This window comes from Gelidibacter pelagius (assembly GCF_017581925.1).
GTDB lineage: Bacteria > Bacteroidota > Bacteroidia > Flavobacteriales > Flavobacteriaceae > Gelidibacter > Gelidibacter pelagius.
Genome location: NZ_JAGEVG010000022.1, coordinates 13,030 through 34,171, shown reverse-complemented (window position 1 = coordinate 34,171; position 21,142 = coordinate 13,030). Strand labels below are relative to the sequence as shown.

Sequence of the window (21,142 nt, the reverse complement as noted above, 5' to 3'; positions counted from 1 at the left end):
AATAATTTATATTTGCTAAATACATATTGGTGCCAAAGCACCGTGTAGAATACTAAACAACCTTATGAGAAAATATGCACTAGCCTTAGTCACGTTAACCATTTATAATCTTTCTTCTGCGCAGGAAACCGTTATCATCCAGCCAGACGCAAGTAGAGTCATAACCACGGGAACTCCGTTTTTATTAATCGCAGGAGATGCTCGTGCTGCGGCCATGGGAGATATGGGTGTTGCCACTTCTGTGGATGCATTTTCCCAACATTGGAACCAATCAAAATACGCTTTTTCGGAGGCTAAATCAGGAATAGCGATGAGTTACACCCCTTATTTAAGTAAATTGGTCAATGATATTTTTTTGGGAAATGTCACTTACTTCAATAGAATCAACGAAGGAAGTGCCTTTGCTGCAAGTTTCAAATACTTTAGTTTGGGCGAAATAGAATTGGTGCAAGATGAATTTTCAGAAGCAATGATTGCAAAACCGAATGAGCTTACTATTGATGCCTCTTATGCTTTAAGATTGGGCACTCAGTTTTCAATGGCCGTTGGTTTGCGTTATTTGAGATCTGATCTAAAAATTCAAGCCTTGGACAATTCCGCAAATGCTGCGAGTTCAGTTGCAGCAGATATATCTGGATTTTATCAAAGTGAAGAGGAAGCTTATGATAGCTTTAATGGAAGGACCCGTTTAGGTTTTGCCATTCAAAATATCGGACCAAAGATCAAATATGATGATGGTGGGAGAGAAAATTTTTTACCAACAAACTTGAGACTTGGTGGTGGTTTTGATTTTATTTTCGATGAATACAACACTTTGGCGGTCACTGCAGAGGTCACCAAATTATTGGTGCCAACACCACCAGTAATCGGCTATGTTGATGAAAATGCCAATGGAAGGCAAGACGGAAATGAGCCAACTATTATTGTAGAAGGCAAATCGCAAGATGTTAATTTTCTTAAAGGGATGTTCCAATCTTTTAGTGATGCGCCGGGAGGTTTCAGCGAAGAGTTGAAGGAGTTTACTTGGGCTTTAGGTGCAGAGTATAGATATCAAGATTCTTTTGCTTTTAGAGGCGGTTACTTCAATGAAAGTGATGATAAAGGTGGACGTAAGTTTTTCGCTTTAGGAGCGGGATTCAAATACACAACTATCAATATTGATATGTCTTATTTGTTTTCTGCCTCAAAGGTTCAGAGTCCGTTGGAAGGAACCTTGCGTTTTTCCCTGACCTTCAATTTTGGAGATGAGACGTATAGAGAATACTAAGAAACATTCAAATAAATTATAAAAAAAACTATTGCTATTATAAAGCAATAGTTTTTTTGTCTAAAAAAGTGTCGTATTTTTAAAAATAGATAAAGAACCTATGAAGGAAATTAAAATTGAAACCGTGCTTAACGTTTATGATTCATTGGATGAGCTTCCTAAAGATGTGATCTCCTTAATGAAAAAAGCTTCAGAAGCAAGAGACAAATCCTATTCGCCTTATTCAAACTTTAGCGTAGGTACAGCAATTTTGCTTGAAAATGATGAGGTGATCACAGGGAGCAATCAAGAAAATGCTTCTTATCCATCCGGTCTTTGTGCTGAAAGAACAGCCATTTTTTATGCAGGTGCACAATTTCCTGATGTTAAAATAAAAAGAATGGCCATTATTGCCGGTTCAAAACTAAAAACAACAGATACACCCATTCCGCCTTGTGGAGCATGCCGACAATCTATTGCAGAATATGAGGTAAAGCAAGATGCACCAATTGAAATCTATTATATGGGTGAAAAGGGAAAAGTGGTACAATCACATTCGTTGGAAAATCTACTCCCGTTAGTGTTTGATAAAACTGTTCTATAACGATTTCGTAGAAGTTTTACGATTTTCAGCTTTTTCATTAATGGTTAATGTGTTACTTTTGTTATCCGTTTAGTGAAGTACAGCTTTTGGGAGTTTAAAAAAAGAACCAGAAATTGATAGTTGAACCATTCCTACTTTGTTCGGGATGCTCAGCACTCTAAACTCGAGACTATTTATGTATTTAATTTTTTAGAAATTATTTCGGATGCAAAAGATAACAAAAGAGGTTTACCTCAAATGGTATGAAGACATGTTGTTCTGGAGAAAGTTTGAAGACAAGCTTGCTGCAGTTTATATTCAACAGAAAGTAAGAGGTTTTCTTCATTTATATAACGGGCAAGAAGCTGTTTTAGCTGGAGCATTGCACGCTATGGACTTGACAAAGGATAAAATGATTACTGCTTATCGTAACCACGTTCAGCCTATTGGCATGGGTGAGGATCCTAAACGCGTCATGGCAGAATTATATGGTAAAGCGACAGGAACTTCTCAAGGTCTTGGAGGATCCATGCATATTTTCTCTAAAGAACACCGTTTTTATGGTGGTCACGGGATTGTGGGAGGTCAAATTCCATTAGGTGCCGGGATCGCTTTTGGTGATAAATATCACGGTATTGACGCCGTTACCCTTTGCTGTTTTGGTGATGGTGCAGCGCGTCAAGGCTCTTTGCATGAAACTTTTAACATGGCGATGTTATGGAAATTACCAGTGGTATTTGTTTGTGAAAACAACGGCTATGCCATGGGAACATCAGTAGCACGAACTGCCAATCATACAGAAATATGGAAATTGGGCTTAGGATATGAAATGCCTTGCGGACCTGTTGACGGAATGAACCCGGTAAAAGTAGCAGAAGCTTTTGATGAAGCCATTCAACGTGCGCGTCGTGGTGATGGACCAACATTTTTGGAGTTGAAAACATATCGATACAGAGGCCACTCCATGAGTGATGCCCAAAGTTATAGAACCAAAGATGAGGTCAAGGAATATCAGAAAATCGACCCGATCACACAAGTGAAAGAGGTTATTCTTGAGAAAAAATACGCCACTGAAGAGGATCTTAAAAAAATTGATAAAAGCGTCAAGGAGCGGGTAGCAGAATGTGAGAAATTTGCTGATGAATCGCCGTATCCAGATAAAAGCGTCATGTATGATGCCGTTTACGAGCAAGAAGATTATCCATTTATACAACACAAAATATAAGCTATGGCAGAAGTAATAAATATGCCGCGTTTGAGTGACACCATGGAAGAAGGAACCGTGGCAGCGTGGTTAAAAAAAGTAGGAGATAAGATAGTGGAAGGTGATATTTTGGCTGAAATCGAAACCGATAAGGCGACGATGGAGTTTGAATCTTTTCATGAAGGTACATTGCTTTATATTGGTATTCAAGAAGGAGAAACCACTAAGGTTGACGAATTGTTGGCCATTATTGGAGAAGAAGGTGAAGATATTTCCGATTTGATTGATGGCGATGCTTCGGATAAGAAAGAAGAAAAGTCAGAGGACAAATCTTCTGAAAAAGAATCAAAGGATACGAAGGAAAAGAAAGATTCAGAAAGTAAATCTGATAAGGAAGAAGCTTCTGAAGAGAAAGATACTTCTGGTGAGTTGCCGGAAGGCGTTACAGTAGTCACCATGCCTCGATTGAGTGACACTATGGAGGAAGGTACTGTTGCAACATGGCTTAAAAAAGTTGGCGATAAAGTTGAAGAAGGGGAAATTCTTGCAGAAATTGAAACGGATAAGGCTACGATGGAATTTGAATCATTCCAATCAGGGACCCTACTTTATTTAGGATTAGAAGAAGGCGAAACGGCCAAAGTGGATTCTTTATTGGCCATCATTGGTCCTGAAGGAACCGATGCGGCTGCTATAGCTAAAAGCCACAAATCGGAAGGTTCTGCTAAAAAGGAAGATGCTCCTAAGAAGAAAAGTGCTGATTCTGATAAAAAGGAAAGCTCTAAACCCACTGTAAAAGAAGAAAAAAAAGAAGCTTCAGGTTCTTCAACTTCAAGTTCAGATGGTAGTCGCGTATTTGTATCGCCTTTGGCTAGGAAAATGGCTGAAGAAAAAGGAATCAACTTGTCTCAAGTAAAAGGTTCTGGAGAGAATGGACGTGTTATCAAACGCGATATTGAAAATTATACACCTGAGGTAAGTGCTGCGCCAGCAGCAGTTGGACAAGCGGTCACATCAGGAACTGAAAGTTTTGATGAAAAACCAAACTCGCAAATGCGTAAAGTGATTGCAAAACGTTTGGGAGAATCTAAGTTTACAGCGCCTCATTATTATCTTAACGTCGAGTTTGATATGGATAAGGCCATTGCTTTTAGAGAGCAGGTCAATGCTATTCCAGATACAAGAATTTCGTTCAATGATATGATAGTTAAGGCCTGTGCCTTAGCATTGAAACAATTCCCACAAGTCAATTCGCAATGGTTTGACGACAAGATCCGATTAAACAATCACGTACATATTGGTGTAGCGGTGGCCGTTGAAGATGGATTGGTAGTGCCAGTGGTCCGATTTGCAGATGGGCTAAGTCTGTCGGAAATTGGCGCAAAGGTCAAGGACTATGCAGGGCGTTCCAGAACCAAGAAATTGACACCTCAAGAAATGGAAGGCAGTACTTTTACCATTTCCAATTTAGGGATGTTTGGTATTGAGAGCTTCACGTCTATTATCAATCAGCCTAATTCGGCAATCTTGTCTGTAGGTGCCATTGTTGAAAAACCAGTGGTTAGAGATGGTCAGATTGTTGTAGGCCATACTATGATGCTATCTTTAGCCTGTGATCATAGAACGGTAGATGGTGCTACAGGAGCGGAGTTTTTACAAACCTTAAAAGGGTTTGTTGAAAATCCAATTTCGATGTTGGTTTAATTGTAAAGTAACTGGACTTGTTGGATTGATCGTTTTATAAATTCGAGACAAGTTTAGTTGAGAAGTATATCCATGAGTCATTAAAAAAATAAATAAACCTGTTTCCCTATTAAGAAGCAGGTTTTTTTAGTGAAACCCATATTCCAAAAGCCGAAGGCGCATTGGAGTATGTTGGTTGTCCGATAGCTATCGGGATAATCCCTGCAGATTGCTATCGGGATTGGCGGGATCTAAACCCATATTCCAAAAGCCGAAGGCACATTGAAATATGTTGGTTGAACCACTCCGCCTTATATTTATCGAAATACTCACACATTTATATGATAGCCAAATTCTAAAATCGAAATCAACACAATTGGCTAGCGTCACATGAGGTGATATGAAACTATTGAATTATCTTGCTATTTTAGCAGAATATTTAAAATTAAACAGCATTAAGCATGAAAAACATTTTTTTAATTGGTGTCCTCTTAGCCATGGTTTCCTGTAAGAATCAGTCGCAGGAATCTTCCCAAAACAGTAATAGCGACCTCGCAATAGCTGAAATAAAGTCGCCAATAAAACCGTTAAATTTCGTAACAAGTGCTGAGCTTAAAGAAACCGTATTTTATTTGGCGTCAGATGAGTTGAAAGGTCGTGCAACGGGTTCAGAAGGTATTGAAAAAGCGGCAGTTTATATTGAGAATAAGTTCAAAGCTTATAATGTTGCTCCATATTTTGAAACCTACCGCGATTATTATGAAGCAAAAGGGATGGATGCGTCCAATGTTGTGGGGTATGTTGAAGGTAATGATCCTGAACTGAAAAAGGAATTCATCATTTTAGGTGCACACTATGACCACATTGGTGTTGTTAAAGCGGTTGATGGCGATTCCATTGCTAATGGTGCCAATGATGACGCCTCTGGTGTTGCCGCCGTTTTGGCCATGGCACGCTATTTTGCCGCCACGAAGAATAACAAGCGCAGCATGCTATTCACCCTTTACTCCGGTGAAGAGATCGGCTTGTTGGGGTCGAAACATTTAGCTGAACGTTTAAAAGAACAGAACATTAACCTCTACACCATGACCAACTTTGAAATGATGGGTGTGCCTATGGTTGATAAGGATTATGAGGCTTACTTTACTGGATTTGATCTGTCTAATATGGCAACTAAAATGAATGACTATGTGAATTTCAAGCTTTTGAATCAATTGCCAAAGGCTAAAGAATTTCAACTCTTCTACCGTTCAGACAATTATCCGTTTTTCAAGGTTTTCAACAAACCGAGCCATGCGATTTCCTCTTTTGATTTCACTAATTTTGACCATTATCATAAAGTTGGAGATGAAGCAGAATTAATGGACTATGAATTTATGGCTGATTTGGTGAATAAATTAATTCCCGCCTATGAAACCATGAGTAATACAATAACCCAAGAAATAAAAATGAATGAGTAAGCATATTGTTATCACAGGAACGAGTAGGGGCATTGGCTATGAATTGGTGAAATTATTTGCCAAACAAGGACATCAGGTTCTGGCATTGTCCAGAAACGATGGCCCGATAAAAGCCTTGAAATTGAATAATGTAAAGGCGTTTTGTTTTGATTTGGGAGATGCGGAAGCTTATAGAAAAGTGGAAGACTTCATTTCAGAACAGTGGGGGCGTGTGGATGTGTTGATCAACAATGCGGGCCAGGTTCTCAATAAGCCCTTTGCCCAAACTACGGTCAGTGATTTTGAAGAAGTGTACCGCACCAATGTTTTTGGTATGGCGGAATTGACGCGAACCTTAATTCCGTTTATGGCTAAAAATAGCCATGTGATTACGATGAGTTCGATGGGAGGTGTTCAAGGAAGTATGAAGTTTCCGGGACTTTCAGCCTATAGTTCGAGTAAAGCTGCTGTAATTACCTTAACGGAATTGCTTGCAGAAGAATATAAAGATTCCGGTATTTCATTTAACGTATTGGCATTGGGCGCTGTCCAAACTGAAATGTTGGAAGAGGCTTTTCCAGGATATAAAGCACCAATAACTCCAGAAGAAATAGCGGATTATATTGTTGATTTTTCGTTGAAAGGACAAAAATTTTATAATGGAAAATTGCTTCAAGTTTCTAATTCAACCCCATAATTATGTCTAAGTATAAGTGTGTAATATTTGATTGTGATGGCGTTCTCGTTGACAGTGAGCCTATCGCTGGTCAAGTTTTGGTAGATATGGCCAATGAATATGGCGCCAATATCGATTTGAATTATGCTTTAAAAAACTTTAAAGGCAATTCAATGCAGGAGTGTTATGCGCAAGTTGCTGAACTGGCCACTCAAAGATTGCCGGATGATTTTATGCCGAACTTTAGAGAAAGAAGTTTTGAATCGTTTAAGAGAAACATTCAACCTGTAGAAGGGGTCACTGAGGTTGTAGAGAGTTTAGACATTCCATTTTGCGTGGCATCAAGTGGTCCTGAAAATAAAATTAGGCTCAATTTAGAATTGACAGGGTTATTACCCCATTTTGAAGAAAATATTTTCAGTTGTTTTACAATTAGAAAATGGAAGCCAGATCCAGCCGTTTTTCTTTGGGCAGCCGATACTATGGGGTTCGATCCAAAAGAATGCTTAGTCATTGAAGATAGCATGAGCGGCGTAAATGCTGCTTTAAACGGGGGGTTTGATGTCTTTGGATTTACAGCACACGATTACCATAACGAACTTGAAGGAAACGCGACATTAACCTTTAACGACATGTCGCAACTCTTAAAGTTGATAGGATAGAGCCAGCTAGAACTTCTTATACGAAATATTTTTTTCTTGCATCCGCTTACGAAACGGTCAGCGTTTAATCTTCATTTGATTTTTGTCAGTGCCGACCCTTTATGCGCAGCAATATGATCGGTTTTGTCACTTTTAATTTCATACTGCGGTTCGTCCTTACTGGCATGGTGCGTATAGCCCTTATAGTCAAAATCGGAATGGTGGACTTTTATGATTTTTCCGGAGACATGTCCCGCTTCCGAATTCCATTTAACATGATCTCCTACTTTAAATTTTGTCATGATGATTTTGCATTTTTAGTCCTTTAATGTCGATATGTTATTCATTACATTTTTCGTAATCCTGTCACATCTGCCAAAACCGAACTCAAAAACATTTTTATCCATGGAGATTTCAAAAAGCCTTTCCTTTAGCATTTCTTTTGAACGATGCAACCGCACCTTAACATTAGACAGCGTCAAATCTAAAGCTATGGCGGTTTCTTTTAAGCTCATACCTTCTACCTCTTTCATCATATAAACTATTTTATACTTTGGTTCTAGTTGATCAATGGCCTTTTCCAATAATTGTTTTGCTTCGTGATGTATCATTTTTTCCTGAGGATTGAATTGCTTCTTATCTGGTATTTCTAAAATGGAGTTTTTATTGAGTCGTTCTACCGACTCACTAATATAATATAGCTTTCCTTTCTCTTTTAGTCTCGCTAACGCTTCGTTGATGGCTATTCGAATCAGCCAGGTGGAGAACGACGCTTCCAGTTTGAATTGATATAGCTTGGTAAAACCTTTGATATAACTGTTTTGCATTATGTCCTCAATTTCGGCTTCATCATTGTGATAGCTTCTTATAACACGATACAATTTTTGGTTGTTACGTCTTACTAAAATCTCATAAAGTTCTTTTTCCCCAGAAAGGATACGTCTTATGATATCTTCTTCTGATATTTTATGGCGTTTAAAATTGTTAATGTTTATTGCTTCCATCGTAACATGATTTTTGTTTTAGATAGAGAAATCGATAAAAAGTTACAAAATTTTGTATCCTTTTCTATCATTCGCCATCAAAAGATTGTAACAAATTTTAAAAAAAGTTAAATCATGGATTCAAATGTACAGTTAGTAAGAAACATTTTAAAATACACTTTTGGCTTGGTACCAGTTGTGGCAGGATTGGATAAGTTCACCAATATTCTGACCGATTGGACGCAGTATCTCCCAAGTGGCTTAGTGGATATGCTTCCTTTTGAGCCTTCAGTCTTTATGATGATTGTAGGTGTTATTGAAATTATAGCAGGGATTTTGGTATTCGCAAAAACTCGATTTGGTGCCTATCTCGTGTCAATTTGGTTAGTGCTTATCGCGCTGACCCTGATATTTAGCGGCACCTATCTCGATGTGGCAGTAAGAGATATTGTTATGGCGATTGCTGCGTTTTCATTGGCGAAATTGTCTGAAAATAAGCTTAAAGCTTAAAATAATAGATTCTGAGTTCTATTATATGACTCCAACTTGGTTTTAGGATTGGGGTTTTATTTGGAAGATTATATATATGATATGTTTTTCAGCTTACAAATAGTTTAGTGCAGATTAGATAAGGGCAAAAGAAAACCTAACTCTCTTGAACCACTAGTTTGAAATTAATTTCAATCTCATCTGAAACGACTACAAGCCCAAACACTTTTTTTGGAGCTTCAAGGTCGAAATTCTTAATGTTCAATTTAAGTTTTCCTAAAATCAACCAATCTTGCTTATAATAGAATTCTGTTTTCATCTGATAAGAATTCGTTAATCCAGCTATTTCGATATCAATCAGAGCATCCGCTATATTCTTTTTATGTGGGTTTAGTTTGATTTCTTTTAATGTCAGCGTAATTCTCGGGTAAATATCTGATTGTAGTAAGCCATGAAAGTCCTTGTTGATACCTTTCCCTCCGCAGTCAAACCCTGTGTTTTCTAAAATGAGCACAGACTTTTCAAATCTGATAACATCCTGTTCTTTTTCAAAATGAATTCGAATAGGCTCATTAAGGTTTTGTATTTCGTATTGACATGTAAAATCCTTAACATTACTTGTGCCATTGATCTGCAATTCGCTTTGTGGAGTAATGCGTACGGTTTTACTGTTTATTACAGTATTTATTTTGGAAAAGGAAACCAAAATGAGAAACGGTAAAATAAAAAGTAATCTTTTCATTGTTCTATTTATTATACGACCACAATATATTTAAAAAAAACAAACCCCATTCATTTAGTGGACTACTAAATAAATGAGGTTAGCTACTATTAACAATATTCTGTTTGTTAGAAACTAATTACAGCCTCAGCCATTAGTCCATTGAATTTACCTGCATTGAAGATGCTTGTAGTATCGTAACCATTGTATTTTTGGTTGACATATTCAGCCTTTACAAGGATGTTACGGGTCATAAACCAACCAGCTCCTACTTGAACTCTTTCAATATCGATGTCACTTCCACTTCTGTCTTCTGCATCTACTTTGTTGTAACGTGCTCCTAAAAAGAAGTTTTCGTCATTGCCAAATCTGTAAATCAACTCACTTGCAAACTGTTTTGCTGTTCTTTTTTCAAGTTCAGCATTTCCTTTTCCTTTTGATTGCTCAATCGTTCCAAAGAACTCCAATCCTTTATATTTCACGAAAGGGTTGAACATGAATGCAGTAATCTGGTTGCCTAATGCTGGGTTGTAACGGCCAGAAGTAAAGTTTCCTGCTGAAGAAGCACCTACTGGTTCCATTACGAAGTAATATCTAGAGCCTGCTCTATCTGCGCTATAAAGATATGACGTTGGGACTTGACCAGTGTTGTATACAGATCCAGTCAATCTCACACGAAGATCATCATTTAACTGTTTGTCATATCCTAGTTTTGCTAAAAATGAAGCACCACTTGAATTAGGATTGCTTACCGATTGATTCAGTTTTCCGTTGCTTATACCTACCATGCCAATAAAGCCACTACGACGATAGTATACTTCAGCACCTACTTCTGTTGTAAAGGCATCCATGATCAAGTTTCCAACAAATGGGTTGTAGATTGCTTGAGCGTTGTCACTTCTTCTAAAATGGGCATCACCATAGTTGTTTTCCATATGCCCGATTTTAATGGTGGTGTATTTCATTATGTCTTCCATAAATCCTGGTTTTATAAACTCAAGCTTATCTATTTGGAAGTAACCTCCTTTTACATATGGCTCTGGGTGGTGACGAGAAGAAAGATACGTACGTAGATGCATTCTTACACCATCAAACAATGCCACATCCAAATCAAGATTGGCAGTTGCCAAGTTAAAGTTAGAACCAATTTTATTAAGTTCGACAGCACCTGAGTTTTCATGCTCTATGGATTGAAACTGTAGAGTAGATGAGCCACCAATTCTTACTTTTACGCCATCAAATGTGGAGATTGTGTCTTTAGGAGCCTCAAAGACATTAATGCCTCCTTTGTCTGGCTCTCTATAATTATCGAGACTTCTGTTATTTTTTTGCGCATTCATATTCACTCCAACAAGGAGTAATAATGCGATTACTGAATTTTTAATTACTTTTTTCATTAGTGTAAGTTTAATTTTATTTTTTTATTTATTTAGAACTGTACTGAATGTAATAGTTACTTCATCTCCGGTAGTAATAGTCCCCAAAAGAGCTTTAGGAGGATCTATGCCAAAATCAGTCATTTTAAAGGCTTTTTTACCATTTAACGTTACCTTATTAGAGGTTACGAGCATATCTAAACTTATATTTTGTTTCTTAGTTACCCCAGCTATTGTCAAATTTCCAACAACATCAATTTTGTAATTATCATTTCCTGAGGATTTAACTTCTTTCATCTCAGTAAGCTGAAAAGTGATGGATTTGTGTTTTTTTGTATTTAAGGCTTTATAGGTGTTTTTGTCCATTCCGCCTTTACCACTTTTAAGGCTTTCTGAAGTCACATCAAGAGTCAGTTTTTCGATCTTCATCCCATCTGTGGTATTTAAGACAATCTGACCTTTCTGTTGTTCGGCATCAATATCCCAATCATGTAAGCTTGAGGTACCTGAAACCGTAAGTTTTGAAGCTTGATTGTTCAAGTTGTATGTTTGCGAGAAAACTTGTGGTGTTGATACAATGAGCATAAACAATAGGCTCAAAAAGGTTTTGGTAATGTTTTTAATAGTAATCATAACAGTATGTTTTAGTATTATGATGCAAAGTTGAGAATTATTTAACCCTTAGATTATGATAAATATCATGGTTGAAAATTGATGTTGTTAATGTTTAAAATGTGGAGAAGTTGATCGAAATCTAAAGACTGGGATACGGAAAATCAGATATGTCTGGTTTTCATATCTTTAGGAAGGAGACTATTTTTATTCAATATAGGAAGGATGTCTTTATCGATACAAGCGGATAAGAACTTAAAAAAAAATTAGAAACAAGAAGGTACTGATAATGTTGATATCTATATTTTGGAAAAATCCTTCAGCATTTTATTAATAGGTACAAATGTCTAAGCTATGGTTCCGGAAAAACAAAAAAGGATGACAACAGATTTAACTGTAGTTAATGAGGCTATTCAGATTTATATCCGAAAAATCGATAAGTCTTCAGAAAATAAGATTAAAACTAAAGAAATTTCATATTCTGAATTTTTCGAAGATAAATTGCTGATAATTCGCGCAATAAGACATGGAATGCCTTATAAGTTATTCAGTAAAATAAAGGATATTACACCTTTTTCAGAAGATGATTGGGCAGAGTTCTTAAGCTTATCTAAAAAAACTTTACAGAGATACAGCACTGATGCTGATTATCTATTTAAACCAATACACACGGAGAAAATAATAGAATTGGCAGAAGTGACGAATTTTGGTAAAGAGGTATTTGATTCGACAACACAATTTTATTTATGGCTTAATACACCATCTTTTGCATTGGAAAATTTAAAACCTGTTGAACTTTTAAAGGACTCTTATGGCAAAGAACTTGTAATGGATGAATTGAACCGTATTGACCAAGGGATTTTTGCATAATGAGAGTTTTTAGGTTATCAAAGAAAAAATATTCTAAAGAACTTAATGGAAAAGGGGCCTCCAAATCAGGTAGTAGATGGAACTCAAAAGGAACTGAAATTATTGATTCAGCAGAAAGTAGGGCTTTAGCCATGGCAGAAGTAGCAGTGCATTTGACTATTGCTACTTTACCGAGTGATTATGTAATGATTGAAATAGATATACCTGACGACATTCAAATAAAAGAATTAGAAGAACTTCCGGATCATTGGAATAGTCATCCACCAAATATTAGTACTCAGAAAATTGGAGATGAATTCATTGACTCCATCGCTATTTGTGTTTTAAAAGTCCCTTCTGCCGTGGTGCAAGGAGACCACAACTATTTGATAAACCCATATCATAAACAATTCAATAAAATAAAAATAATTGATGTAAAGGATTTTCCATTTGACAAAAGAATATTTAATTAATTATTGAGAATGGAAATAGAAAAACTAAGGCCTATTTACTAAGATGGCCTACGATCTTGAGTTTGATTTTATAGATGCTCAGGAATAAATCTGCTCCATCTGCCTCATCCGTATTCCATCAAAATCTAATCCTCAAAAACCCGTAGTCTATTTTTAGCAGCTACTAATTCATTTTGTAAATCTTGAATTTTTTCCAACAGATTCAATACCGTGTCAATACCTTCAAAATTGATATGTAAATCTTGATGCAATCGCACTATCGATTCCAGATTTTTAATCTGTTTTTGATGTATGCATGGCGATTTTTCAATGGTGGTTATCTCAATTAGTCCATAATCGTTCAAACCCTGAAAAAATGAAGTCTCCACTTTATAATAGGTGCACAAGGTTTCTATTGGGATATAGGGTTCTGTACTCATGATTTTAAATTTTTAAGTTCATTGAACAGTTCTTTTTCTTTAGAAGAAAGCTTGGTGGGCATCTGAATGTCGTAGGTAATATAGAAATCCCCAAAACGCCCTTCCTTTTTATAAACGGGAAAGCCTTTTCCTGTTAACTTCACTTTAGTGCCGTTCTGGGTTTCAGGTTTTATTTTTAGCTTCACTTTGCCGTCAAAGGTATCTACAGTAATTTCTCCTCCTAAAATGGCCGTATACAGATCAATGGTTTCGGTAGTATATAAATCTGAACCATCACGTTTGAATTTTGTACTGTTGCTGATATTAAATTGAATCAACAAGTCCCCGTTTGGGCCGCCATTGGCTCCAGGACCACCCTTGCCTGTAATCTTGATGACTTGACCATTTTCCACACCGGCAGGAATGGTAAGACGTATGTTTTTTCCATTGACGGTCAGGACTCTTTTATGGGTTTCATATACATCTCTCAGATCTAATTGCAATTCCGCATTAAAATCCTGTCCTCTAAATCCTGCTGATCTACCACGACCTCTTGAAGCACCTCCACCACCAAACATCGATTCAAAAAAATCAGAGAAATCACCTTCTGAAAAATTGCCACCTCCAAAGCCACCTGCCCCTTGTTGCTGGTACTGACGTTGTGATTGTTGTTGACGTTGGGCTTGCTCATAAGCTTCACCATGCTGCCAATCTTTACCATACTTATCGTATTTTTTTCGCTTTTCAGGATCGCCCAATACTTCATTGGCCTCATTGATTTCCTTGAATTTCTGTTCGGCAGTTTTGTCATTCGGGTTGACGTCAGGATGGTGTTTTCTTGCCAACTTGCGATACGCTTTTTTGATGTCTGCGGCTGTGGCTGATTTGTTAAGGCCCAATACTTTGTAATAGTCTATAAATGCCATTTGTTGTACGTTCTTTTTTAAGAGATTTGAATTGTTTTTTTGTTTCGACTATTGGCTTAGCCCATTTATTGTAATATAAGACATAGCTCTTACAACATCTGCTAATCCGTAAAGTTTTGTTTCCTAAATTTACAAAAATCTTTAAACAATCTCACCAAATCTCTTATTTTTGCGTCTATGCACGATACGCTTCAAGAATACATTCCCCATCAGGCGATTCCTAATGTGATCGAACTTTTAGATCATGATAATTTGGTTGTCAAAATCAAGAATGAGCGCAAAACCCGCCATGGTGATTATCGGAAACTACCAAATAACAAGCATCAAATCACTATCAATTCAAATTTGAACCACTATCGGTTTTTGATGACCTTAATTCATGAGATTGCCCATTTCGAAGCTTATAAGAACTATGGGAGATATATAAAACCACATGGTAAAGAATGGAAGTATACCTTTCAGCAATTGATGTTGCCGTTTTTGAATCCAAACGTGTTTCCAAATGAATTGCTGCCACTCTTGGCAAGACATTTTAGGAATCCGAAGGCGAGTAGTGACACTGATGTTAAATTGGCATTGGCCTTAAAGCAATTTGATCCACCAAACGATAAAACCTATATTTTTGAAGTGCCACTGGGGAGTGAATTCAGACTTTATAATGGGCGTGTTTTTAGAAAAGGTGTTAAAAGACGTACACGTCATGAAGGTGTAGAAGTGTCATCAGGAAAGTTGTATCTTTTCAACCCGAATGCTGAGGTGGAATTAGTGGACAGTTTGTAGTTGCAGTACGCAGTCGTTGATTGAAATCGTTTTATAAGCCATGGAATCATTCGTTGTAAAAAAAGAGGCAAAATTCATTTTTACATACAATAAAATAAAAAATAATGAATAATAATTACTACGCCATATTAATGGCAGGAGGAGTAGGGTCACGATTTTGGCCAGTGAGCACACAAGATTTTCCGAAGCAATTCCATGATATGCTGGGAACTGGGGATACGCTCATTCAAAAAACCTTTAAGAGGCTTTCAAAATTGATTCCGAAAGAAAATATTTTTATTCTGACTAATGCTATCTATAAGGATTTGGTTTTCCAACAATTGCCAGGTTTAACGCAACGACAAGTGTTGTTGGAGCCTGCCATGCGCAATACCGCACCTTGTATTTTATATGCGGCGTTAAAAATCCAAAAGGAAAATCCAAATGCTGTTATGATTGTTGCACCCAGTGACCATTGGATTGAAGACGAAACCAAATTTACTCAAAATGTTCAACAAGCATTTGATTTTTGCGAAACTAATGATGCACTAATGACCCTCGGCATTCAGCCCACCTTTCCAAATACAGGTTTTGGGTATATAGAATATGACCAATCATCAAATAAAGCCATAAAACCTGTTCATCAATTTAGGGAGAAGCCAGATTATGAAACCGCGAAATCCTTTATCAGCCAAGGGAATTTTTTATGGAATGCAGGTATATTCATGTGGAGCGCCAAAAGTGTTGTAAAGGCATTTCAGTTTCATCAACCGCAATTATTTGAGTTATTCGAAAAAGGAATCAATCTTTACAATACAGACGATGAAGATCTCTTCATAGCAGAAAACTATGGAAAATCAGAAAATATTTCAGTGGACTACGCCATTATGGAAGTTTCAGAAAATGTATATGTCCTGCCGGCAGAATTTGATTGGAACGATTTAGGAACCTGGGGAAGTTTATATGATAAACTTGACAAAGACCAACACCAGAATGCAGTGGTCAATGCAAGAACATTAACTGAAGATGCTACAGGAAATATGATTAGGACGAAAGCTGAAAAGATCGTGGTAATAGATGGATTGAAAGATTATATTATTGTTGATAAAGACGAAGTTTTGCTTATATTTCCCAAATCAAAAGAACAGGATATCAAACAGACTCTGCAAAGGGTGAAAGATAAGTTTGGAGAAAACTATGGATAACGATCAAGAAAATAAATTCAATTTTTCTGAAGAAGAAGAAAAAACGAGTCGCCAGGATAAGGCTGTAGAAGCTTCTAAAGAAGCCGTAAAGAAAGAGGCCAAAAGCTTTTGGGAGAGCATCAAGATCTTCTTTAGTGATCTGTTGGACTTTCGTGAAGATACCGATAGGGATGCGACTGTGGCGGCCATTCAAGGTGACATCCCATTTAAAGGCGCGACGGCTTGGATTCTTATCTGTTCTATTTTTGTGGCCTCTGTTGGATTAAATGCCAATTCTGCGGCGGTAGTCATTGGTGCCATGTTAATTTCACCCTTAATGGGACCTATTTTAGGGGTTGGTCTGTCTATAGCCATTAATGATATCGACACCTTGAAACGATCATTGATCAATTTGGTCATTATGATAGTATTGAGTTTGGCAACAGCTTTTTTGTTCTTTAAGTTTTTCCCTTTGAGTGAGGATACGTCAGAATTATTAGGACGTGTAAAACCGGATATTCGTGACGTATTGATTGCGTTTTTTGGTGGTTTGGCATTGATTATTGCCCGAACAAAAAAAGGAACAATAGCTTCAGTAATCTTTGGTGTAGCTATTGCAACCGCATTGATGCCGCCATTATGTACCGCTGGTTATGGATTGGCAAAAGGTAATTGGGAGTATTTTTTAGGAGCGATGTACTTGTTTACTATCAACACGATTTTTATAGCTTTGGCAACATTTATAGTGGTGAAAATATTAGGTTTTCCAATGCTTAAATATGCCAATTCAGCCAAGAGAAAACGAATTTCCAGAATTGCGACAGCGGTTGCTGTGATTGTTATGATTCCTGCGATAATCACCTTTATTGATGTATGGGGACAGAGTAAATTTGAAAATGAGGCTCGGGCTTTTATCAATAAAGAACTTGAAGAATTGCCACATTCCGATTTCATAAAGTCAAATGCCATACCTACTTATTCAAATAGAAAAGGCGAACCATCTACTTTAGAATTGAATAGTTTTGGACTGGATCAAATTCCCGATAATACAATTTCGGTCATTAGAGCGCGTATGAAAGATTATCCAGCTCTGGCTAACACGAAACTAATATTTAATCAAAATCGTTCTAGAAATTTGGACAATATGCGATATATGTCGCAGTTGCGTTTGCGTGACTCTTTAGATTTACTGTCCCAAGCTGATAGAATCGTTTTTCTTGAAGATATGGTTAGGAAATTGGGAAAATATGAAGCCCTACAAATCCCTTTTGAAGAATTGACCAAAGAGGTGAAGATCAACTATGAGGATATTGAGAGATTATCCTATTCGAGCGTGATTTCTTCCAATTTCGAAAAGTTGGACACCATTGCTGAATTTACCGTGAGATGGAAGGATAAGGTAAAAGAAGATGTTATTGATAAAGAGCAGGAAAAGTTGAAACGATGGCTCAAACAAAAGTATAAATTGGATACTTTGGTCGTGAGACGTCAATAGGAGTGTAAGAGGAGTGTTGATTTAGGATTGATGACATGTGTTCAGAATGAGTAATGAGTTTATCAGTTTAGAAGTTTAGGAGTTGACTGATCACTGAATACTGCCAACTGCAGACTGAACTACATATCTTCCTCTAAATACATCTTTTGTACCCGTTTGAACAGATCTGAAGAATACACAAAATCGGTGACCGCTTCATTATCAGTTTTGAAGATGTTTTTGTTAGAACCTTCCCATTCTTTAATTCCGTCTTTTAAAAAGATGATTTTTTGACCAATTTCCATTACAGAGTTCATGTCATGGGTGTTGATGATCGTGGTGATATCGTACTCGTGTGTGATTTCTTGAATTAGGTTATCAATAACTGTAGCCGTTCTAGGATCTAATCCTGAATTGGGTTCATCACAAAACAAATAGCGAGGTTGGTTGACAATAGCCCTTGCAATGGCCACACGTTTTTGCATCCCTCCTGAAGCTTCACTTGGTAATTTGTTGTGTGCATCATCAAGGTTCACTCTTTTTAGGACGAGATCTACCCGGTCATTCATTTCACTTTTACCCTGTTTTGTAAACATTCGCAACGGAAATTTTACGTTTTCGGCAATAGTCATCGAGTCAAAAAGTGCACTACCTTGAAACACCATCCCCATTTTCGATCTTAAGTCGCTTTTTTCGTCGGGGGTTAAATCTGAATAATCTGTGCCATCATAAATAATTGAGCCCTGATCAGGCTCGAATAAGCCTAATAACGTCTTTAAAAAAACGGTTTTTCCAGATCCACTTTGTCCTATGACCAGATTGGTTTTTCCTTTTTCAAACGTGGTGCTGATGCCTTTTAGAATTTTGGAATCACCAAAAGATTTATGGATATCATTGACTTCAATCATTAGCTTAACATCATTTGGGTTAATATATAGTTGAGTAGAATAATTGCCACACTCGTCCATACGAAAGAGGTAGTACTCGCTTTACCAACCTCCAAAGCGCCACCTTTCATATAATAGCCGTAGTAGGATGGGATGGTGGCCAATAAAAAAGCAAAAACGAAAGTCTTAATAAATGCATAGGTCATATGAAACGGAATAAAGTCCATTTGAATACCCGCGATATAATCATCTAAAGAAACGAAACCTCCAATAACAGAAGCCGCCAATCCGCCTAAGATTCCTAAAAACATAGCAATAGAAATCAAAAATGGATATAACATCAGTGCAACAAATTTTGGAAACACCAAGTAGTTTATGGCATTGATGCCCATCACTTCTAAAGCATCAATTTGCTCAGTAACGCGCATGGTACCAATACTAGAGGTGATAAAAGATCCCACCTTTCCTGCCATAATAATGGAAATGAACGTTGGTGCAAACTCTAAAATGACCGACTGTCGGGTTGCAAAACCAACCAGCGTTTTCGGAATGAGCGGACTTGTCATGTTCAACGCGGTTTGGATGGTCACAACGCCTCCAACAAAAAACGCAATAAACGCTACAATGCCTAAAGAATTAATGATCAAATCATCAATATCCTTAAAAATTAAATGCCGCATAACTGACCATTTGGTAGGCTTGCGGAACATTTCTTTTATCATCAAAAAATATTGACCAATATTATGTAGGTAGCTCATATGATACTTTGTTACTGCTAATGTAAAAAAAACCGCGACGTTTTTATCCTTTATTTGAATTTAGATATTTGAAAAAGCCGTATGTTTGATATTGAACTCAATTTAATATAAATGAAAAAATTTATTTACAGCATTCTTATCTCGTTGTTTTTTATCTCTACATTTCAAGCACAACAACAGAATTCCAAAAACAAGACCAACAAAGATAATACTATTCAAACGCAACCAAAATTAATTGTTGGCATTGTTGTAGATCAAATGCGCTATGATTATTTGACGCGTTTTTATGACAAATATGGTGATGGCGGTTTTAAACGTATGATGAATGAAGGTTTCAATTGCAAAAACCATCATTTCAATTATGTGCCAACATATACTGGGCCTGGACATGCCTCTGTGTATACAGGTACATCTCCGAAATATCATGGTATTATAGGTAATAATTGGTATGACAAAGAAGTTAAGTCTTCAGTGTATTGTGCCGGTGATGATAGTGTGGAATCGATCGGTACTGCACATAAAGCGGGGAAAATGTCGCCACACCGTATGAAGACCACCACTTTTGCTGATGAAAACAGACTATTTACGCAAATGCGCGGAAAAACGATTGGAATTGCTCTTAAGGATAGAGGTGCAATTCTTCCTGCTGGCCATACCGCAAATGCCGCCTATTGGTTTCATGGTGCTGATGAAGGCCGATGGATTTCAAGTACATTTTATATGAGCGAATTGCCGAAATGGGTACAAAATTTCAATAACTCAAATATTGCAAACTCATATTTTAAAGAGTGGAATACCTTATATGATATTTCAACCTATACCGAAAGTGCACCTGACCACAACACTTTCGAAGGTGGGTTTAAAGGTAAGGAAACCGCAACTTTCCCTTATGATTTGATGGCGTTGAAAGACCAGAATGATGGGTATGAAATTCTTAAAGCGACCCCGTTTGGTAATAATATAACCACCGACTTTGCACTGGCGGCCATTGATGGTGAAACCTTGGGACAAGATGAATTTACCGATGTATTGGCAATAAGTTATTCAAGTCCAGATTATGTAGGCCATAATTTTGGAGTGAGTTCTAAAGAAGTTCAAGACACTTATTTACGACTTGATAAAGATTTAGAGCGTTTGTTCAAAGGTTTGGATGCCAAGGTTGGAAAAGGAAATTATACGGTTTTCTTAACTGCAGATCATGCAGCGGTTGAGGTACCTTCTTATTTGCAAAGCTTAAAAATTCCGGCTGGATATGTTAACAGTAGAGCATTCAGGGAAAAAGTATATGCTTTTATGAAAACCACTTTTAAAGCTGATGAGCTTGTAGAAAATATCAGTAACAATCAAATATTTCTGAATAGATCTATGATCTATGAGATGGGCCTGAAACTTGAAGACGTTCAGCAAGCCATCATCAATGAAATTATCACCTACGAGCATATCGATAAAGCCTATACGGGAATGTCAATGACGCAATCGTCCTTTACTAAAGGTATTGAAGAATTGATCCAAAACGGCTACAACCAAAAGCGATCAGGAGATGTTATTTATGTCTATGATCCTGCGGTTCTTTCTTATAGTTTAACAGGATCTTCCCATGGGTCTTCGTTTAACTATGATACACACGTGCCACTTTTACTTTACGGGAGTGGTATCAAACATGGAGAGAGCTTGAAAAAAACACATATCACCGATATTGCTCCTACCATGTCGGCCATATTGGGTATTAGCTTCCCGAATGCTGCTACCGGTCAACCTTTGGAATTTGTTTTAGAATAGTA

At 37.1% G+C, this 21,142-nt stretch carries 23 protein-coding genes; 14 read left to right on the top strand and 9 right to left on the bottom strand.

Annotation, left to right across the window (positions count from 1 at the left end):
* Positions 1 to 64 precede the first annotated feature (64 nt).
* From porV to J4051_RS16160, 7 genes are all read left to right on the top strand, one after another.
* On the top strand, positions 65 to 1,267 hold the full coding sequence (gene porV, locus J4051_RS16190) for a type IX secretion system outer membrane channel protein PorV (RefSeq protein WP_208234923.1): 1,203 nt from the start codon (positions 65 to 67) through the stop codon (positions 1,265 to 1,267).
* A 100-nt stretch (positions 1,268 to 1,367) separates the two neighbouring features.
* Complete coding sequence (gene cdd / locus J4051_RS16185; RefSeq protein ID WP_208234922.1) at positions 1,368 to 1,850, top strand: cytidine deaminase; 483 nt, start codon at positions 1,368 to 1,370, stop codon at positions 1,848 to 1,850.
* Positions 1,851 to 2,055: 205 nt separating this feature from the next.
* Positions 2,056 to 3,054, top strand: a complete 999-nt coding sequence (pdhA, locus tag J4051_RS16180; protein WP_208234921.1) for a pyruvate dehydrogenase (acetyl-transferring) E1 component subunit alpha — start codon at positions 2,056 to 2,058, stop codon at positions 3,052 to 3,054.
* A gap of 3 nt (positions 3,055 to 3,057) precedes the next feature.
* Positions 3,058 to 4,737: a pyruvate dehydrogenase complex dihydrolipoamide acetyltransferase gene (locus J4051_RS16175; protein ID WP_208234920.1), complete on the top strand. Its 1,680-nt coding sequence runs from the start codon at positions 3,058 to 3,060 to the stop codon at positions 4,735 to 4,737.
* A gap of 440 nt (positions 4,738 to 5,177) precedes the next feature.
* The gene (locus J4051_RS16170; RefSeq protein ID WP_208234919.1) at positions 5,178 to 6,176 is read left to right on the top strand and encodes a M20/M25/M40 family metallo-hydrolase; all 999 of its coding nucleotides are present in this window, start codon (positions 5,178 to 5,180) and stop codon (positions 6,174 to 6,176) included.
* Positions 6,169 to 6,852, top strand: coding sequence for an SDR family NAD(P)-dependent oxidoreductase (locus J4051_RS16165; protein WP_208234918.1), 684 nt, complete (start codon positions 6,169 to 6,171; stop codon positions 6,850 to 6,852). Before J4051_RS16170 ends, J4051_RS16165 begins: the two co-directional genes overlap by 8 nt.
* A 2-nt stretch (positions 6,853 to 6,854) precedes the next feature.
* Entirely contained in the window at positions 6,855 to 7,493 is a 639-nt protein-coding gene (locus J4051_RS16160; RefSeq protein WP_208234917.1) for an HAD family hydrolase, read from the top strand.
* Positions 7,494 to 7,564: 71 nt separating this feature from the next.
* On the opposite strand, the gene J4051_RS16155 is transcribed toward J4051_RS16160, so the two are convergent.
* Positions 7,565 to 7,774: a hypervirulence associated TUDOR domain-containing protein gene (locus J4051_RS16155; protein WP_208234916.1), complete on the bottom strand. Its 210-nt coding sequence runs from the start codon at positions 7,772 to 7,774 to the stop codon at positions 7,565 to 7,567.
* A gap of 15 nt (positions 7,775 to 7,789) precedes the next feature.
* Complete coding sequence (locus tag J4051_RS16150) at positions 7,790 to 8,476, bottom strand: RNA polymerase sigma factor (protein WP_208234915.1); 687 nt, start codon at positions 8,474 to 8,476, stop codon at positions 7,790 to 7,792.
* Positions 8,477 to 8,590: 114 nt separating this feature from the next.
* On the opposite strand from J4051_RS16150, the gene J4051_RS16145 reads away from it, so the two are divergent.
* Complete coding sequence (locus J4051_RS16145) at positions 8,591 to 8,965, top strand: DoxX family membrane protein (protein ID WP_208234914.1); 375 nt, start codon at positions 8,591 to 8,593, stop codon at positions 8,963 to 8,965.
* 136 nt (positions 8,966 to 9,101) lie between these two features.
* On the opposite strand, the gene J4051_RS16140 is transcribed toward J4051_RS16145, so the two are convergent.
* The 3 genes from J4051_RS16140 to J4051_RS16130 all read right to left on the bottom strand — a co-directional run bounded on the left by J4051_RS16140 (position 9,102) and on the right by J4051_RS16130 (position 11,674).
* Complete coding sequence (locus tag J4051_RS16140; protein WP_208234913.1) at positions 9,102 to 9,686, bottom strand: YceI family protein; 585 nt, start codon at positions 9,684 to 9,686, stop codon at positions 9,102 to 9,104.
* Positions 9,687 to 9,793: 107 nt separating this feature from the next.
* Positions 9,794 to 11,062, bottom strand: a complete 1,269-nt coding sequence (locus J4051_RS16135) for a hypothetical protein (protein WP_208234912.1) — start codon at positions 11,060 to 11,062, stop codon at positions 9,794 to 9,796.
* A gap of 24 nt (positions 11,063 to 11,086) precedes the next feature.
* Positions 11,087 to 11,674 carry a YceI family protein gene (locus tag J4051_RS16130; RefSeq protein ID WP_208234911.1) on the bottom strand — a complete coding sequence of 196 codons (588 nt, stop codon included), beginning with the start codon at positions 11,672 to 11,674 and terminating at the stop codon, positions 11,087 to 11,089.
* Between the two features lie 357 nt (positions 11,675 to 12,031).
* On the opposite strand from J4051_RS16130, the gene parS reads away from it, so the two are divergent.
* Both parS and J4051_RS16120 read left to right on the top strand, forming a co-directional pair.
* The gene (gene parS, locus J4051_RS16125; protein WP_236027558.1) at positions 12,032 to 12,523 is read left to right on the top strand and encodes a type II RES/Xre toxin-antitoxin system antitoxin; all 492 of its coding nucleotides are present in this window, start codon (positions 12,032 to 12,034) and stop codon (positions 12,521 to 12,523) included.
* Positions 12,523 to 12,975 (top strand): RES family NAD+ phosphorylase, encoded by a 453-nt coding sequence (locus J4051_RS16120; protein ID WP_208234909.1) that lies wholly within the window; start codon positions 12,523 to 12,525, stop codon positions 12,973 to 12,975. The genes parS and J4051_RS16120 overlap by 1 nt, the downstream gene beginning before the upstream one ends.
* Before the next feature lie 125 nt (positions 12,976 to 13,100).
* On the opposite strand, the gene J4051_RS16115 is transcribed toward J4051_RS16120, so the two are convergent.
* Together J4051_RS16115 and J4051_RS16110 are read right to left on the bottom strand one after the other, a co-directional pair.
* Positions 13,101 to 13,394: a chaperone modulator CbpM gene (locus J4051_RS16115; protein ID WP_208234908.1), complete on the bottom strand. Its 294-nt coding sequence runs from the start codon at positions 13,392 to 13,394 to the stop codon at positions 13,101 to 13,103.
* Complete coding sequence (locus J4051_RS16110; RefSeq protein WP_208234907.1) at positions 13,391 to 14,299, bottom strand: DnaJ C-terminal domain-containing protein; 909 nt, start codon at positions 14,297 to 14,299, stop codon at positions 13,391 to 13,393. The genes J4051_RS16115 and J4051_RS16110 overlap by 4 nt, the downstream gene beginning before the upstream one ends.
* 177 nt (positions 14,300 to 14,476) lie before the next feature.
* On the opposite strand from J4051_RS16110, the gene J4051_RS16105 reads away from it, so the two are divergent.
* The 3 genes from J4051_RS16105 to J4051_RS16095 all read left to right on the top strand — a co-directional run bounded on the left by J4051_RS16105 (position 14,477) and on the right by J4051_RS16095 (position 17,737).
* The gene (locus J4051_RS16105; protein WP_208234906.1) at positions 14,477 to 15,079 is read left to right on the top strand and encodes a SprT-like domain-containing protein; all 603 of its coding nucleotides are present in this window, start codon (positions 14,477 to 14,479) and stop codon (positions 15,077 to 15,079) included.
* Between the two features lie 104 nt (positions 15,080 to 15,183).
* A complete protein-coding gene (locus J4051_RS16100) occupies positions 15,184 to 16,263 on the top strand; it encodes a mannose-1-phosphate guanylyltransferase (protein WP_208234905.1) in 1,080 nt (359 codons plus the stop codon).
* Entirely contained in the window at positions 16,256 to 17,737 is a 1,482-nt protein-coding gene (locus J4051_RS16095; protein ID WP_208234904.1) for a DUF389 domain-containing protein, read from the top strand. The genes J4051_RS16100 and J4051_RS16095 overlap by 8 nt, the downstream gene beginning before the upstream one ends.
* A 119-nt stretch (positions 17,738 to 17,856) precedes the next feature.
* On the opposite strand, the gene J4051_RS16090 is transcribed toward J4051_RS16095, so the two are convergent.
* Together J4051_RS16090 and J4051_RS16085 are read right to left on the bottom strand one after the other, a co-directional pair.
* Positions 17,857 to 18,624: an ABC transporter ATP-binding protein gene (locus J4051_RS16090; protein ID WP_208234903.1), complete on the bottom strand. Its 768-nt coding sequence runs from the start codon at positions 18,622 to 18,624 to the stop codon at positions 17,857 to 17,859.
* A complete protein-coding gene (locus J4051_RS16085; RefSeq protein WP_129018826.1) occupies positions 18,624 to 19,361 on the bottom strand; it encodes an MlaE family ABC transporter permease in 738 nt (245 codons plus the stop codon). The genes J4051_RS16090 and J4051_RS16085 overlap by 1 nt, the downstream gene beginning before the upstream one ends.
* A gap of 111 nt (positions 19,362 to 19,472) precedes the next feature.
* Between J4051_RS16085 and pafA the strand changes: the two genes are divergently transcribed.
* Positions 19,473 to 21,140, top strand: coding sequence for an alkaline phosphatase PafA (gene pafA / locus J4051_RS16080; RefSeq protein ID WP_208234902.1), 1,668 nt, complete (start codon positions 19,473 to 19,475; stop codon positions 21,138 to 21,140).
* Positions 21,141 to 21,142 lie beyond the last annotated feature (2 nt).

Coding starts and splice junctions, on each gene's coding strand:
- J4051_RS16135 (WP_208234912.1), bottom strand. CDS start 11,062: ATGAAAAAAGTAATTAAAAATTCAGTAATCGCATTATTACTCCTTGTT.
- J4051_RS16105 (WP_208234906.1), top strand. CDS start 14,477: ATGCACGATACGCTTCAAGAATACATTCCCCATCAGGCGATTCCTAAT.
- J4051_RS16160 (WP_208234917.1), top strand. CDS start 6,855: ATGTCTAAGTATAAGTGTGTAATATTTGATTGTGATGGCGTTCTCGTT.
- parS (WP_236027558.1), top strand. CDS start 12,032: ATGACAACAGATTTAACTGTAGTTAATGAGGCTATTCAGATTTATATC.
- J4051_RS16130 (WP_208234911.1), bottom strand. CDS start 11,674: ATGATTACTATTAAAAACATTACCAAAACCTTTTTGAGCCTATTGTTT.
- J4051_RS16150 (WP_208234915.1), bottom strand. CDS start 8,476: ATGGAAGCAATAAACATTAACAATTTTAAACGCCATAAAATATCAGAA.
- J4051_RS16100 (WP_208234905.1), top strand. CDS start 15,184: ATGAATAATAATTACTACGCCATATTAATGGCAGGAGGAGTAGGGTCA.
- J4051_RS16120 (WP_208234909.1), top strand. CDS start 12,523: ATGAGAGTTTTTAGGTTATCAAAGAAAAAATATTCTAAAGAACTTAAT.
- J4051_RS16090 (WP_208234903.1), bottom strand. CDS start 18,624: ATGATTGAAGTCAATGATATCCATAAATCTTTTGGTGATTCCAAAATT.
- J4051_RS16155 (WP_208234916.1), bottom strand. CDS start 7,774: ATGACAAAATTTAAAGTAGGAGATCATGTTAAATGGAATTCGGAAGCG.
- J4051_RS16175 (WP_208234920.1), top strand. CDS start 3,058: ATGGCAGAAGTAATAAATATGCCGCGTTTGAGTGACACCATGGAAGAA.
- J4051_RS16110 (WP_208234907.1), bottom strand. CDS start 14,299: ATGGCATTTATAGACTATTACAAAGTATTGGGCCTTAACAAATCAGCC.
- porV (WP_208234923.1), top strand. CDS start 65: ATGAGAAAATATGCACTAGCCTTAGTCACGTTAACCATTTATAATCTT.
- J4051_RS16145 (WP_208234914.1), top strand. CDS start 8,591: ATGGATTCAAATGTACAGTTAGTAAGAAACATTTTAAAATACACTTTT.
- J4051_RS16140 (WP_208234913.1), bottom strand. CDS start 9,686: ATGAAAAGATTACTTTTTATTTTACCGTTTCTCATTTTGGTTTCCTTT.
- J4051_RS16095 (WP_208234904.1), top strand. CDS start 16,256: ATGGATAACGATCAAGAAAATAAATTCAATTTTTCTGAAGAAGAAGAA.
- pafA (WP_208234902.1), top strand. CDS start 19,473: ATGAAAAAATTTATTTACAGCATTCTTATCTCGTTGTTTTTTATCTCT.
- J4051_RS16165 (WP_208234918.1), top strand. CDS start 6,169: ATGAGTAAGCATATTGTTATCACAGGAACGAGTAGGGGCATTGGCTAT.
- J4051_RS16115 (WP_208234908.1), bottom strand. CDS start 13,394: ATGAGTACAGAACCCTATATCCCAATAGAAACCTTGTGCACCTATTAT.
- J4051_RS16085 (WP_129018826.1), bottom strand. CDS start 19,361: ATGAGCTACCTACATAATATTGGTCAATATTTTTTGATGATAAAAGAA.
- pdhA (WP_208234921.1), top strand. CDS start 2,056: ATGCAAAAGATAACAAAAGAGGTTTACCTCAAATGGTATGAAGACATG.
- cdd (WP_208234922.1), top strand. CDS start 1,368: ATGAAGGAAATTAAAATTGAAACCGTGCTTAACGTTTATGATTCATTG.
- J4051_RS16170 (WP_208234919.1), top strand. CDS start 5,178: ATGAAAAACATTTTTTTAATTGGTGTCCTCTTAGCCATGGTTTCCTGT.